This is a genomic window from Brevibacillus sp. AF8, assembly GCF_021270385.1.
In the GTDB taxonomy this organism is placed as follows: Bacteria; Bacillota; Bacilli; order Brevibacillales; family Brevibacillaceae; genus Brevibacillus.
Map to the genome: position 1 here is coordinate 101,030 of NZ_JAGQDN010000018.1, position 14,998 is coordinate 116,027.

The 14,998-nt window shown below is 48.1% G+C and carries 10 protein-coding genes; 4 read left to right on the forward strand and 6 right to left on the reverse strand.

What is annotated here, in order from left to right:
• Positions 1 to 186: 186 nt before the first annotated feature.
• Positions 187 to 951 (reverse strand): DUF4097 family beta strand repeat-containing protein, encoded by a 765-nt coding sequence (locus KB186_RS21060; RefSeq protein WP_221867270.1) that lies wholly within the window; start codon positions 949 to 951, stop codon positions 187 to 189.
• A gap of 198 nt (positions 952 to 1,149) precedes the next feature.
• On the opposite strand from KB186_RS21060, the gene KB186_RS21065 reads away from it, so the two are divergent.
• The 3 genes from KB186_RS21065 (at position 1,150) to KB186_RS21075 (ending at position 2,825) form a co-directional block, all read left to right on the forward strand.
• Positions 1,150 to 1,824: a Crp/Fnr family transcriptional regulator gene (locus tag KB186_RS21065; RefSeq protein ID WP_087350557.1), complete on the forward strand. Its 675-nt coding sequence runs from the start codon at positions 1,150 to 1,152 to the stop codon at positions 1,822 to 1,824.
• Between the two features lie 87 nt (positions 1,825 to 1,911).
• On the forward strand, positions 1,912 to 2,274 hold the full coding sequence (locus KB186_RS21070) for a carboxymuconolactone decarboxylase family protein (protein WP_015893867.1): 363 nt from the start codon (positions 1,912 to 1,914) through the stop codon (positions 2,272 to 2,274).
• Between the two features lie 194 nt (positions 2,275 to 2,468).
• Positions 2,469 to 2,825, forward strand: coding sequence for a response regulator (locus KB186_RS21075; protein ID WP_173610273.1), 357 nt, complete (start codon positions 2,469 to 2,471; stop codon positions 2,823 to 2,825).
• Between the two features lie 44 nt (positions 2,826 to 2,869).
• Here the strand turns inward: KB186_RS21075 and KB186_RS21080 are convergent, their stop codons facing one another.
• On the reverse strand, positions 2,870 to 8,779 hold the full coding sequence (locus KB186_RS21080) for an AAA family ATPase (protein WP_173610272.1): 5,910 nt from the start codon (positions 8,777 to 8,779) through the stop codon (positions 2,870 to 2,872).
• A gap of 129 nt (positions 8,780 to 8,908) precedes the next feature.
• On the opposite strand from KB186_RS21080, the gene KB186_RS21085 reads away from it, so the two are divergent.
• Positions 8,909 to 9,535 (forward strand): cupin domain-containing protein, encoded by a 627-nt coding sequence (locus tag KB186_RS21085; protein WP_173610271.1) that lies wholly within the window; start codon positions 8,909 to 8,911, stop codon positions 9,533 to 9,535.
• 111 nt (positions 9,536 to 9,646) lie between these two features.
• On the opposite strand, the gene KB186_RS21090 is transcribed toward KB186_RS21085, so the two are convergent.
• The 4 genes from KB186_RS21090 to KB186_RS21105 form a co-directional block, all read right to left on the reverse strand.
• Complete coding sequence (locus KB186_RS21090) at positions 9,647 to 10,381, reverse strand: MBL fold metallo-hydrolase (protein ID WP_232774304.1); 735 nt, start codon at positions 10,379 to 10,381, stop codon at positions 9,647 to 9,649.
• A 200-nt stretch (positions 10,382 to 10,581) separates the two neighbouring features.
• A complete protein-coding gene (locus KB186_RS21095; protein ID WP_232774305.1) occupies positions 10,582 to 13,080 on the reverse strand; it encodes a GAP1-N2 domain-containing protein in 2,499 nt (832 codons plus the stop codon).
• Positions 13,080 to 14,345: a TRAFAC clade GTPase domain-containing protein gene (locus tag KB186_RS21100; protein WP_048035301.1), complete on the reverse strand. Its 1,266-nt coding sequence runs from the start codon at positions 14,343 to 14,345 to the stop codon at positions 13,080 to 13,082. Before KB186_RS21100 ends, KB186_RS21095 begins: the two co-directional genes overlap by 1 nt.
• 13 nt (positions 14,346 to 14,358) lie before the next feature.
• The gene (locus KB186_RS21105; protein WP_173610268.1) at positions 14,359 to 14,994 is read right to left on the reverse strand and encodes a beta-mannanase; all 636 of its coding nucleotides are present in this window, start codon (positions 14,992 to 14,994) and stop codon (positions 14,359 to 14,361) included.
• Between the last annotated feature and the right edge of the window lie 4 nt (positions 14,995 to 14,998).

Consider the following 14,998-nt stretch of genomic DNA (forward strand, 5'->3'; position numbering starts at 1 on the left):
AGAGAATAATTCTCATGATCATTAATAAAGAGATTCATTCTCAATTAGAACTACCTTTGTTATATTAGCACTTCTTTATCGGAAGGGAAAGCTTTTTTTCATTAGTCGGCTAATTTTTTCCTCAGCCTGTCAAAATACCGCCACGAACAAGAAAACCGCCAGGGCAAAAACCCTGACGGTCCTGATTTATTTGGATGTGTACGAGCCTGTTACGTTTTGAACGAATCGATCTCCGCTCCCGTCATTCTCAATCAGCACATTTCCTTCGACTGTATCAATGACAATATCGCCGCTTTGGTCAGATATCGTAATATCACCCTTATGCTTCCTAATATACATATCACCGGATTGATCGTGAATCGCTACGTTTCCACCCGTATTTTCCATGACGATCTCACCTGAATCGTCTTCGATCAGTTTGAGGGCTGACGCGTCCTTGATCTTAATATCACCGGACTGGTCACGAATCTCTACCTCTCCGTTCGTATTCGTTAATTGAATATCACCAGAGTCATCCTCAATCGTGAGCTTTCCTGTTAGATTCGTCATGTCAATATCTCCTGATCCATCGGTAAGGGCTATCGGCAGCTTAGCTGGAACGATTACCGTTATCGTCATATCCACAAAGTTAAAACCGATATCTGTGTTCACTTCGGATCGTAGTGTTGCGTTATTCCCATCCTTCTCGAGTGTAAGGATGATTTCTTCGGGTTTGACATTTTTCGATTTGATTTCAGCCTCTACATGAATCGCGGTTGCTTTCTCATCACCTTTGACGATCAAATCGCCTGAATCGGTCACAATATTCAACGCCTCGATGGACTCCGCAGGTAATTCAAGCTGTCTTTTTTCTTCTTCAACCTTGATCACGTTATTGTTGATCGTGCATCCGGCCAAGCCAATTCCCACAGCAATAAGGCCTACTCCTATCCACTGTTTCACTTGTTTCATCTGTTTCCCCTCGATACTGGTTATTTTTACAAGATAAGTTCTATAACATCATAGCAAAACAGCGTAGAAGGGAAATCAGGCTGCAGGGTTGTTCTCTCGTCAGTCCGCAGACGGATATTCCATTGTAGAGATCCCGTCTTTTCCCTACACTACAAGTAAGCATATTTCTCTAATTGAGTTGTCGCGGAGGGTAAAACAATGGACTTGAATCGAATCCAACTTGTGACGGATGCTTTTCCGTGCTTTTCCCTTGTTCCGGAAGCCGCATGGCGCCATCCTGACATAACAGTGGAACGCTTTTCTCCCCAGCTTACGATGCAGCAGGGTCATCTGTTTGCCCATGCCGCTTTTGTATTGTCAGGCAAGGTCCGCATCTATATCATCAGCGAGTCAGGACGTGAGGTTACGTTATATCGGGTACAACGCGGGGGAGTCTGCGTCCTCATGATGGCCAGTATTTTAGGTGAGACGGGCTATGAAGCATCCGCACAGCTAGAAGAGGAAACCGAGCTGCTGCTTTTGCCTGTAGATGTTTTCAAAGACTGGATGGATCACTATAAGGACTTGCGTCAGTTTATTTACCGGAACATGATCAACCGAATGGTCTCCGTCACATCTCTGGTCGAGGATATCGCGTTTAAACCGATCAACGCCCGCATCGCCGAATTATTGCTCCGTCGTACCACAGATTCTCACAATCATCTTTCCATCACCCATGAAGCGATTGCCATAGAACTCGGAACTGCCCGAGAGGTAATCAGTCGGTCACTCAAGGAGTTTGAAAAAGCCGGGTGGCTTCAGTTAGGCCGAGGCCGAATCACAGCTATTCGCCGTGATGCCCTCCAGGAAAAACTTTTTCCTAGTGATTGGTGAGATTGGTGAGTAAGTTACAGAAGCAACCATTTTCTCTCTCTACAATAAAGTCGTAGTGACTACCCATGAAAAGGGAGAGGATGTTTCATGTCAAAAGCACGTTCGTATTATGAATCAGCAAATTTGTCGCATATCCCAGAATTGATGAAATTGGCGCCTGACGCTGCCGCTTCTTATTTTTCTTTCGAGCGGCAAATCTACCAGCAATCCCACCAGCTTCCGGTCAAAACGAAAGAGTTGATTGCCATTGTGGTCGCTCACGTGACTGGCTGCCCTTATTGCATCGATGTTCACGTCAAAAAGTATAAAGAACTGGGCGGCACCATGGAGGAAATTATGGAGGCTCTACTGGTTGCCGCAGTGACACGTTCCGGTGCTATCTTAAGTCATGGGGTCAATGCCTTGCTCGCCTATCATGATGCTCCTGGCAAGCCAGATTGCTTTTGCTAACCGAATACATGACCCATCTGGAAAAGCTAAACAAACGAATCCAGTTTCATCAAAAGCTGGAATTCGTTTGTTTTTTTGTATGTTTGCACACTTTTGATGATCAAATGATTGCGACATTTTTCCTATCAGTGTTATGGTAAAAGCAGGATGATCACTTACCAAGAATTACTAACCGTTTCGAAACAGGAGGATTTATGGCTCGTATACTGATAGCAGACGACTCCCTTGTAGTACGAGATTACATGAAAATCATTTTGGAACGGGCGGGCCATCAAGTCATTGCAGAAGCGACGAATGGGTTGGACGCCTATCAAAAGTATACGGCCCACCTTCCCGACGTGGTGACGATGGATATCAATATGCCAGGAATGAATGGCATAGAGACCGTCAAAAAAATCATCGGCACCTTCCCCGACGCCAACATCATTATGGTCAGCACCAACGGATTAAAGCCGCTCGTTTTTGAAGCAATCAACGCTGGAGCGCGCCATTACATTCTAAAACCGATCGATGAAGAACGACTTTTGGCTTCCATTACGAATTCGCTTTAGTCGATCAACCAAAAAAACTGAGGCACTGGCGCCTCAGTTTTTTTCTATGTTTCTAGCGGGATTCGGAAGGTAAAGCGGGTGCCTTCTCCGTTTTGGGTATGAACCTGAAGGGTTCCTCCCAACTGCTCAACCTCTTTTTTGACAATGGACAGGCCAATTCCTCTGCCCGATACGAGACTTGCATGTTCTTGTACCGTAACATGCTCAGCCAATGCCAGCCTTAGCTTCTCCATATCTCCCCCACGCCCATCATCACGAATCATGACGCACAGGGAAGTATCCTCTTGCCAAATGCGGCATTGAATCTTGCCGCTGCGTTCTTTTCCGCATGCCAATCGTTCTTGCTCTTCTTCCATTCCATGATCGATCGCATTGTTGAAAATGTGAACCAGGCTCCTCGCAAAATTCTCGAATCGCTCCGGATCGACCAATACTTCTTCCGCATCCCATTCGACCCGATCGATCGTCTTATTCAGTCGGATGGCAAGCTCACTTACATAGTCTTCGTACCGGGACAACAGGTCCTTCATGGGACGATAGCGCAGCTTGCGGATGCGGTGGAGCAGCTCCTGCTGAGCTTTCCCCTGTACCAAACTAGTGATCTCCTGCTCGAAGCTTTCCCATTGCTCTTTTGCAATGGTGTACACATGCTCGTTATGATCCAGGAATCCGATCCCGAGCTTGTGCTGCATGATCGACAAATCCTGTTGCATCGCAGCTTGAACCTCTGCGAATGACTGCTGGGCGCGCGCATCCTTGTCGGACAGGTGTTGTTCGGACTTTGCCCATTGAATCAACCATGACTCCAAGTCATGCAGCTTTTGCGGTGTATGAATCAAGTGTAATTGGCTGAAGTCACCCTTAAACTGATGAATCTGAGCGACCAATTTGAATAGTTTCTCGGATTCCGCTATGTCTTCTCCGAGGACCCGCTTCCACCCTTCCTCAAAGAAAGCGTCAAAAGCTCGCAGTACCTTTTGGAAGAGCGGGAGGCTAATCGCTACCGTTACGACCATATTCAACCTTTGCCATTCTCGCTCCATCTTTGATTTGAGCGCCCGCTGCTCACTCATATCTGTCAGGATCAGCATCAAGCCCTCTGGCGAATCCCGCCGATCTTCATAAATCGGCTTGCATGCCAGCTTCAACGGCATTTGATTGATCTGGATTTCTGTAGGAAACAGACTGAGATACAACTCTTTTTGCCCTTGGTCCTTGGCTTCAAAGTACTTTTCCAAAAGAGATTCAATAAATACGCTGTCCTCTGGACGATCCGGGTAAAGCAGCTCTGCGACCGATACCCCAGCCAGTTCTCTGCCAAAGATCCGTAGACATTCCCGACTGTACTCAGAATGGACCAGCAGATTTCTGGAAAAAGAAAGGAAGCCTTGTCCCGCATTGTTCAACAGATTTTTATTCGCCTGCAAAAGTGCCTGAATCTCATTGGTACGCTCTGTCACGATCTTTTCCAAGGATTGATTCCATTGCTCCAATTGATGATACAGTCTCGCATTTTCAATAAAGATCGCAATTTGCGAGAAGATCAGTCTGAGCGGCTCTGAGCGTTTTTCGTTGAACACATGTGTCGTCTCATTGTTCTCCAAATAAATGACACCGATCATTTTTCCTTGCTGCCATAGCGGGGAGCATAGAATCGATTTCGGCTTGTGCTTCGCAATGTACGTATCGCGGAAAAAGACACCTTCAACCGAAGCATTGTGGAGCACCAGCATCTCTTCTGTACGAATCGTGTAATTCACGACAGCCACAGAAAGCATTCCGCTATGCTCATATGGGACAGACTGCATGATCTCCACGTCCAAATCGACAGAGCCTGCCGCTTCGATGAGCCAGTCACCATCTTTTTTCAGCAAGAGGATTCCTTTCTCCGCACCTGCATTGCTCATCACCGTGCGCAGCATCGTCGCCAACAGCATTTCCAATCGGAGCTCGCTAGCAATCGTTTGCGACGCCTTGATGACACTCATTAAATCGACGAGGTCTGCTGTCTGGTCAGTCGTGGCAATTTCGGCGGAAGCTCCCAGGCTTTTAACCCGTTGCAAAAGATAAGGGTACCGTTCCCCAATCTCCCGTGCCTTGGCGACCGCTCCCCATAGCATGTAAACCTCGTGCGCCTCCGTCATGTACGCCTTCGCAATCGTTTCGAGTCCAAGTGCCAAGTAATGCTGGGCGGCCAATTCATTTGCCATTGCCTCGTTTTGCAAGAAAGCATCCTTTTTGGCGAGTTGAACCGCCTGTTCGTAAAAAGGACCCGCTTCTTGTTTTTTCTCAGTGACACGCAGCCACTCAGCATACATCAGCGACCACTTGTGCTGAAAATTTTCCGGGCATTCGTTTGCCCACGTCTTCATCTTTTTGAGATTTGCTTTGATTTTTTTCCCGTACTTCGATTTTTCCTGTCCGTTGGCGTTCTCATAGAGCCCCGTCAATGCCAGTGTTTGCATAAAAACTTGCTGGCTGACAAGTACTTGTCCGCTGACTGAATCCATCCATTGCTCCGCTTCAGCCAGCAGCTGGGCTGCCTCCAGATGGTTCCCGTACATGAGGTGAACCATCGATTTATAGTAGTGGTACATGTACCGCTTGTAGCTGTTTCCTTCTTTTTTCAGGTTGCTTACATAGGCAACTTCGTCAAAGCCATCATGGCAAAACGCCGTTCGTTCATTGTCCGTCCACCTTGTAAAAGCATGCAGCGCCTGGCGCAATAACAGGAGCCGGTCATCGTGATCAACGACCTTGATTTGTTGAATCATATCGCTGTATTCCTCGATTTGCTGCTCCAATTCTTCCACTGGCACACCACAATAGAGCATGGCCTCCAAAAGACCATGGGCATTGTAGGCAGCATAAATGTTGCCTCCGCCGTCCAAGCCGAGCTGAATCGCTTTTTTCAGGAGAGGGATGTTCGTCCGCGCATGCTCGCACCAGTGGTTGATGAGTAGGGCAAACGCGCCATACGCCTTCGTCATGGCAATCGGATCGGCGAAGCTGTCTGCCACACGGCAAGCCAATTGTCCAAATTCGTACGCCTCTCGATAATTTCCGAATTGAGCAGCTTGTACGATCCCGTAACCGGTATAACCGTTTGCCGAAGCGACCGCGTTTCCGTGCACGAGCGACAGATGAAGGGCACGCAAAATCGTTAAAGCAAACCAATTGAGATTGACAAAGTAAGCAGATGGCCCGGCGTAGCTGATGATGCTCATCGCCATCTGATAATTTTCATCGGGAACATCCGGCAAATACAGCAACTCATCTATTTTCCGGCCCTTGAGGCGGCGCTTGATGTGAAACATTTCCTTAATGATATCGAGCTTGCCAGGCTTTTTCGGAATCGGTACGCCCAATAACCCCAAGGCTTCGCTTGCGATCTCCATGACACGCGGAAATTCAGCCAGTCGCGTATACATGCGAATTTCCATTTCCAAAATGCGTACTCGTTCCAGGTCAGTCTTGGCATGCTGCATCCCGCGTTCAAACAATTGTTTGGCCTCATCCAATTGGTTACAGAGGTACGTCGTCTCCGCAGACAACGCACACAACTCCATGGTCAGATCATGATTGCGCTGCCAGCCCTCTTCCCCCACCAGCTCGAGACCGCGTTGGAAATACTGCAAAGCCGACTCAAATGCCGCAGAGGATTTCGCTTTTTGTCCAGCGATCAAATGACAGTGCGCTACATGCATGCGCTCGGCCTGATCCTCCAGCATATCTTTGCCCCGATACATATGATCGCAAATTTCGAACAGGAAGCCGGATTCGCTTCCTTGGGACATTTCCCACATCATTCTGCCCAGCTTGACGTGAATCTGTCCGCGCTCTGCCTCTGCTAACAACGAATAGGCGGCCTGTTGAATGCGATCATGCACAAAGCGGAAACGAATCCTCATCTGAGACGCCACTTCTTCTTCCACGAGCGCCGCGTAGGTCAGATATTCCGCTCCTTCAATCGGATAGATGAGACCTTCCTCAATCGCAGGCGATATATGCTGGATGGCTTCTGACTCCGTTTGATTCCGTGACTTGGCTATCAAATGAAGCAAAAACGAATTGCCCAGACAAGCAGCATAAGCGAGCTGTTGCTGAGTAGAATCAGGCAATCTTCTCATTTTTTCTACGAGAAGATCGGCCACATTTTCCGTTGTACCCAGCTTCTCGATTTCGGCCAAATCCCATTGCCAGCTCCGCTCTTCTCTCCCATACCACAACAAGTTCCGATCATACAGCGTCTTAATGAATTCTCTTACATAAAACGGATTTCCGGCTGTTTTTTGCATGATAATCGTAACCAGCGGCTCCGTCATGTCTGGATCACTATGCAAGGTATCCGCTACTAACGAATTGAACTCATGTTCTCGAAGCGGCAATAACGTAAATTGGCGCAAAATGCGGCTCTTAATGCCTGTCTCTGTCAAAATGGCAATCAACGGATTCATCACACTGCCATCATGCTCACGATAAGCGCAAATCAATAGAAAATGACTGATCTGCATATCTGCAACCAACTCTCGGATCAGGAACAGCGAAGAAGAATCCGCCCATTGCAAATCATCCAGGAACAAGACGAGTGGATGCTCCGGTCGCGCCCAAATCCGAATAAAGCGTTGCATCACCCATTGAAAGCGATTTTTTGCTTCCGCTGCAGGCAACTCAGGTACGGCAGGCTGTTTGCCGATCACTGTTTCAAGCTGCGGAATGACATCCACGATCACTTGACCAAGTCCTTGCATGGCGTCGAGTATCATCTCTCGCCAAGCGAGCAGCTCACGTTCGTGGCCTGCCAATAACTGCTTGATCAAATCCTGAAAGATTTGAATGACAGCGGAATAAGGTACCGCTTGATTATATTGATCGAACTTTCCTGAAACAAAACGTCCTCGGCCTCTCAAAAACGCTTTTTGGGCTTCCAGCACGAGAGCAGACTTACCCACACCTGCCGAGCCACTGAGGAGAACCATCCTCGTAGCGCCGTTCGTGACTTGCTCAAATGCATCGATGAGCATCTGGATTTCTTGCTCACGTCCATAAAGCTTCTCTGGAATCCGCAAGTGATCAGCACGGTCTTCCAAAGCAAGCGGAAAAGGCGTAATCAAACCGTTTTGTTCAAGCTGGTCATAGCAGCGCTGCAGGTCTGCCAGTAAGCCAGACATACTAAAGTAGCGATCCTCTGTATTTTTTGACAGACACTTCATCACAATGTCCGATAGAATCTCTGGAACGGATGGTTTTACACTGGAGGGAGCGAGCGGCTTTCTCGCCATATGAGCATGTATGAGTTCAAGCATGTCCGAAGTTAAAAAGGGCAGCTTTCCAGTCAATAACTCGTAGAGCGTGACACCAAAAGAATAAATATCAGAGCGGTAATCGACGGTGCGATTCATTCGCCCCGTCTGCTCCGGCGAGACGTAGCGAAGATTTCCCTTCCATTCTTTTGGATTCATCACACTTTGGTATTCCTGGTGGCATTTCGTCGCCAAACCAAAGCTACCAAGCTTCACCTCATAGGTATCAGGATGAACCAGGATATGATCGGGATTTACATCCTTATGAATGATTCCGTGCTGATGGATTTCTCTCAAGCAGGAAGCCATGCGAACCGCAAGGAAGAGCATCTCCTTTAGCGACAGTCCTTTCATTTTCATAAGCAAGGAGAGCGGCACTCCCCCGAAATCTTCCGTAATCATTACCGTCTCACGGTTGTGATTAACGAGTTCGATGATCGTTTCCACTGCATGGGATTCCAATGATTGAAGAATGCGATATTCATGCTTCAGTTTCCACAGAGATTCTTTATGGGAAGGTCCTTCCATCGGTACCTTGAATAAGACAGGGAGATTGTCGTTATTTCTGTACCCCCGATAAATTCCCAATTTTGAATGAGTGGAAAGAAACTCTGCCACCCTATAACCTGGAACCACGATCATGCCGCTCATACTATCCACTCCATCTTTAGGTAGAACATCCTATCTTTTTAATTGTTGCCCCGGAACAAATAATCTATATTTAATCTATATTCTGTCTTAATATAATCTCTTTTTACTATTTTTCAAGGAGGTATAGTTTTGTCAAATCTCAGCCGCAGTGTAAGTAACCCGCACAATAATGAAGTGGTCACCTTTTTAAAGACAACGGAAGAAACGAATGGCGAATATTTATTATTCCGTACCGATCTTCCACCGGATAACGGGATTTTTCTACACTATCATACAAAACTTGTCGAAACCTTTGAAGGTGTAATTGGAAATTTAGAGGTAACCATTGACGGAAAAAAAGTAATCCTGAAGCCGGGAGAGAAGCTGAATATACCAACAGACAAGGTTCATGGGTTCCACAATCCCTCTAACGAATTCGTCAGCTTCCATGTCGAAATCCGGCCAGCCGGTACTTTTGAAGCGTTTGTCCGCTGTGGATACGGGCTCGACACAGACGGGCGCAGCTTTTATTTGCCGTTTATCAAGCAATATATCCCGAAAAATATTCTCCTATTGGGAACGATATTTCAGATGGGGCAGTTTTACCTCCCAATCATTCCGCGCTTCCTGCAAAAAGGCATGTTTGCTGTGCTCGCTGCATTGGCTCGTTGGACAGGCTCAGATAAGTCTTTGGAAAAATACTACAAAACCTCTTCGGCTGCATCAGTCTCCTATTCCGAAGTCGAGCAAACAACGCAAGAAACGTTGCAAGGATAAAATGAGAAAGACACCATTGGGAATACTCCAGCTTGGTGTCCTCCACGCTTCTTATATCTACATATTCCAACCTGGATTCGTTGTTTTAATGTGCAAGACCATGTAACTCCTTCACCGTATCAGAGCAGAAAGCTGCTCTTGTACGTTGTTTTGACACATGCCTCCATGATAACAAATGATACTATTAATTTCCAAGTTCTCGAATTTTTTTAAAGAGTTTACTGCTATTTCCATATCGAGAGTGTTTTGCGGAATCGGCCCTTGTAGTGCTCCGTTCATATACACCATAGCATCCCCTGCTATCAAGGTCTTGCTGTCTTGTACATAAAGGCTGATATGCCCCGGCGTATGTCCGGGAGTGTGAATGATGCGAATTCCCCCACAATACGGCAGAATCTCTGCGTCTGCCAGTGTCTTGTGCACCATTGCCTTTGGCGGATTTTCACAAAGCCTTTGCAAGTACTCGCGTTCCTTTTCAGGCAACATCGCAAGTAAAGGAGCCATGACTTTTGGGTTTGCTTTGAGGAGAGGACGTGTGCCCTCGATGTACGGCCGATCTAGCTCATGCGCGTATATTTCGACCTGTCCGCCAAGCTCACGAACGATTTCTGGAAGACTTCCGATATGATCAAGGTCCTGATGTGTCAAAATGATAGTCTGTAAACGCTCAAGTGGGATGCCAGTACGGCTCATTTCCTGACGAATGGTCTCCCATGAACCAGGCATACCTGTATCTACCAATACCGCTCGTTCATCATCCCAAAGCAAGGTGGGATTGATCACCATCGGCTTGCCAAATGCCTCTCCTTGTAACGGAATCATTTTCACACCTGTGTTCGCTTTCATACCCTATTCCTCCTCACACCTTTTTATCGCACAACTACTTTTTATCACGGAGCGAGGAGCGTTGTCGATAACAAAATATTTTATTATATCACAAATAAAAATATTTGTCAATAATTGTTTTTCAGTCTCTTTAACAGCAACTACACCCGAATTACGCGGTCGCTCTTACTAGAGAAGACCGCGTTGGCGTTATTTTTACCTTAGGGTGTTGGTGTTTGAACAGGCTGCCCACCCGTAGATGCATCTTGGCTTCGCTTCCCAAGAACATCACGGACAGGTTGGATGTCAGGCTCGTCCATCATCAACCGATGAACCGGTACGAACACAGCCGGTGGGCGGGTCGGTTCAGGCTGTGTTTCAGGTGGCTGCACATGCGTACCTGTACCTCCCCAAACCATATAGCCTCCCCACGCTCCGGCACCTAGCAAGACAACTGCGCTGGATATCACCGTAGCTTTGTGCCGAAACAGCTTCACGAGCGGATTGGCTGTTTCGTTTCGTACCTCGTCCAAAAGCTTGCGGAAATCAGCGTTTCGGATCGCATACCACCGTTTTCGCCATTCTTTGTCCCGCAATCTCTTACCTTTCTCCTCAAGGAAAAAGACCTTCAATGCTTGTCTGTAAGCAGGCAGCAAATACTTTCCTTCGAAAAACATCCGCTGGCTCATCGTCCATTGGATAAAGGACAGGGTAACGGCTTCCCCACCATTTTGCTGAACATACTCCAGCAATTCTGCAAACTGGAATCCTTCCTTACCAAAATGATCTTCCCGGTAAAAGACCAGCGGCACCTGCGGGAACTCGTCAGCATGGAGCGGTTTGCTCAACATATTCTGGATCATTCTTTGTTGTACGGAAATCGCATCCCGATCCCATTTTCGGAAAAATTCTGCCGGGTGCGGCGTGCTTCTCTCTTCATGCAGCTTCGCCAGATTCATGAGCATTTCTTGCTTGTGGCGGCTCTCCATATCCAGCGTTCCGAAAAAGCTCTGTGGCTTCTCCTCCAAAAGGGCAATGAGAACCTGAAAATCATCCTTGGATAGCGTGTCTAGTGCGACGAGCTTCATCAAGGACTTGTCCAGCTCATCCAACAGCTCATCGGCATAGCTGCGTGCTCCATCGATGTTTTCAAAGAACTGGTGGATGGTAATGGCGGCAGCGAGCTTTTGACGTTCCCGTGCAAATAGACGCAGAACTTTTTCCATTGTCGTAGCTACGAAGACGGCATTGCGCATCGCTTGTGGTTCCGTTTCCATCCAAAACCGGATTTCCTTTAGCATCTGGTCCAAGCTGGTCACAGCGGCTACCCGCTCGGTCATATAATCCTCAAAGAGTGGCTTCACCAACTGTGGATAGCCAAAAATCGTCCGCATCATGAAGCCAAACAGCTCGCGGTTGCTGGACAAATGCTTGTACACCTCTGCCACGTAGTTGCTCTGTCTTGCTGTTTTGGCCTTCATCAACACGTCCATCAAGAAGCGGATCAAATCCATTTGCAGGCGTTCCTGCCTGGTGACACGGTAGGATTCAATCATTTGCTTGACCGTCTCGCTGTCAGGAAGCTGTTTGGACGAAAGCGCCTCTACTTCGATTCGCATCAGCATTTCCTGAAGCTCGATCAGCCGTTTCTTGCGGGTCAAGCTGCTGTGCCCCAAATAGCTGTTCAACGCCTGCCAAACGCCCGCCCGCTTGCTCTCATACACGGAGGTTCGTCCCTTTTCAATCAAATACAGTGCACATAGCTCATAGTACGTGCGAATGTTCAAGGCCAGTGCATGATCTGCTCCAGCGAGCACTTCCTCACAAAATTCGTGGAACGCATCCACAATCCGCGGCTCATTCACATACTCCCAGGCAAAGTCGAGATATTCGTGTCCTCCGCCCTGCAAATCGACGTTCTGAACGCGGCCAAGGGAGAAGTCGAACAAAAAGTCTTTGTCGCTATGCCCACCGCCTGGGCGAATGCTCCCTTTTTCCACAAACGTGACGTGGATATGCTTCTTGCTCTGCGGCTCGTTGCTAAACGTGAGAAAACCAAAATGTCTGCGCATCTCAAAAGGCAGACAACTGTACAAAATCTCCAATAATTGAGCAGCACTCTTGGATGAGGCACTGATATCCACATCCAGGCTGATGAATACCTTCTTTTTCGCCGCGAGCGAGGACATGACAGCAAAGAGGAGCTGTTTGAATAAACGCTCATCGATGCCCAATTGCCCAAGCAGCAGTTTTCGATCTTGCGGCAAACCTTTTTCGGAAGGGATGTCATCCACGATAGGAAGCTCCTTGCCCGCTGCATCATCGTGGCGATCTGCAAAAGTGCGCACTCCGAAGATCTTGCCCGGATTCTTGATAAACTCGTCCCGCCGCTCTACCGGAATGACATAGTTGTGACTGAAAAACGTATTGCGCTGCCCCGTAAAATCCGCTCCGACAAAGACACTTCTACCGAGAACCATCTCTCCTGACTCGGCTTGAAAGCTGACAAGCGCCTCTGGAAAGAGTGCCAGATTGCTTTCCGCCCGCTCTTGAAGCTGTCGCGGCGCGTCGTACACACAAAACGGATGAAGAGTCTTCTTGATGAATTGGTTATCCAGCCCTGGCGTTTTGGCGACAGTATCGTATCCTTCGTTCGAACGGAAAACCCCTTGTCGCCCGCGGGTGTAGTACTGCTGCAAAATGGGCTGACGGTTGCTCACTACCGCTCCCTCCCTTCGATGTAATCAAGCTGGTGCATCAACCAAATAAATGGTTCATCGACGCGAATCGGCGTCACGACTCCACTCACCCTTTGATTGACGGGATTGCTCCCCAGCGCAGATACAGCGAAATAGGCCGTATTCGTAAAGTAAACATCCAACGCATCTTTAAACGGTCTATCCACCTTTTCGATGAAGCGGCGGATTTCCCCATCGATGTTCTCGAATTCAGTCGTATTTAAATATTGTTCATGGACGAAATTGCGGAAAACGTTGCTGTTGGACTTGATGTATTCGCCGTCGTCTTCTTTGATCAGATGCAGCATGTCGCTCTTCGTCAACACGACAGCAGTTGGAATATGTGTCTTGCTCTGCTCTTGGTAGCCGATGAAGTTCTCAAACAGCGTAATGACGACCTCACGCGGCTCATCGTACCTTGCTGTGAATTCCCCTGGCTCATCCCCTGCTTGCAGCATGACCCGATCACGAATCGTCTTGATTTGCAGTGGGTCGACCAGGAACAAGATCCCAGACGAGTTTTTCACATGCGCCGCATACAGCTCCAAATACTCGCGGTCAACCATTCCCTCGCCTGCTACGTCGAAAAACACCAGGATCAGCGGTGCCTTATCGCTATCCTTAAAAATGAACTGGAAGATGAACGGCTCCTGACGCTTTTCTTTTTGCGTGGAATCCAGCAGCTGTCCGCGTTCAAACAAGGGTGCCTCGTAGTTCTCCCGGAACTTGCGGCTAATCTGCGCATTGAGCGGCATACACGCGGCATCGAAGTGATTCGCGGTTGTGTTCTGCAAGGTATGAATCAGAGAGGTCATGTAAACCGACTTACCAACCTGGGAAGCCCCGACAATCGAAATAATATTGCTCGGCGCTTTACCCGCCGTAATCGGCAGCTCGTTGTGGCATTTCGGACACAGTCTGCGCTTGGAAACCATGCCATACCGGTCGGTCACACCTGCGAGAACGTTATCGACGTACAAATGGTTTTCCGACGGGATGGATTCCGGATCGATTACCGCTTCCAGTTCGTCGATGGCATCCAGTCCGAATTTATCCCGATACGCATTGAGAATCTCATCCTCCTGCAACGCGTAGTCTTCGTCGTCCTGGCGATGATGCGTGGCACGAAAGACAACTTGGTCCGGTCCGTATTTGGCGAAACAGTACGGGCAGACAATATCGTAAAAAGGAAGCCGTTCCTTGACCTGCGGCTTCTTCTCAAACATGTTTTTCAAAAACGACAGCATGGCGCATCCCCTCCTATTCAGGAATCAGTTCGTACATTTCTCCGTATTTTTTCCCGTCCGTAAAAAACAGGCGGACGACGTCTTTTTTCCTGACCTCGATCTCCGGCATCAGATTGACACCGGGCTCGAGATCACGAATGAAATTGTATCGGGTACCATCATCCTTGTGGGCGGGAGGAGAGCCTTCTTTTTTTACGTAGCAGAGTACGTCCCGCGCGATTGGAATCTCTGAAAAAATGCGAATCTGCAACGATTGATGCTTGCTGAACCAGCTTCCGCCCCGTTTAAACGAGTAGTAGATTTTGGCCTTTCCTGTGCTGACGTGGATCACATGGGCATCCCCGTCTGGCATGAGCAGAATTGGCTTGCCATTTTCCAATCGACAAGGAAAGATGCGGTATGTGTACCTGCCGATGCCGTCTGTTTTTTCCCGCAGCCCTTTGTGGACTTTGTATTCCTCTCGGGTATACAGCTTGAACTGACGATCATCCAGCTCGTTCACGTCAAAAGGGGCGCCAAACTGTGACTTGTGAACGTACACGCACGGAATATCCTGCGCCCAATGCCAATTGAGCACGTATTCGCTCCCTTGATGCTGGCAGGTGACGTCCTTGATGAGAGTTTCTGTTGTTGCCTCCCGATTAATCATGATT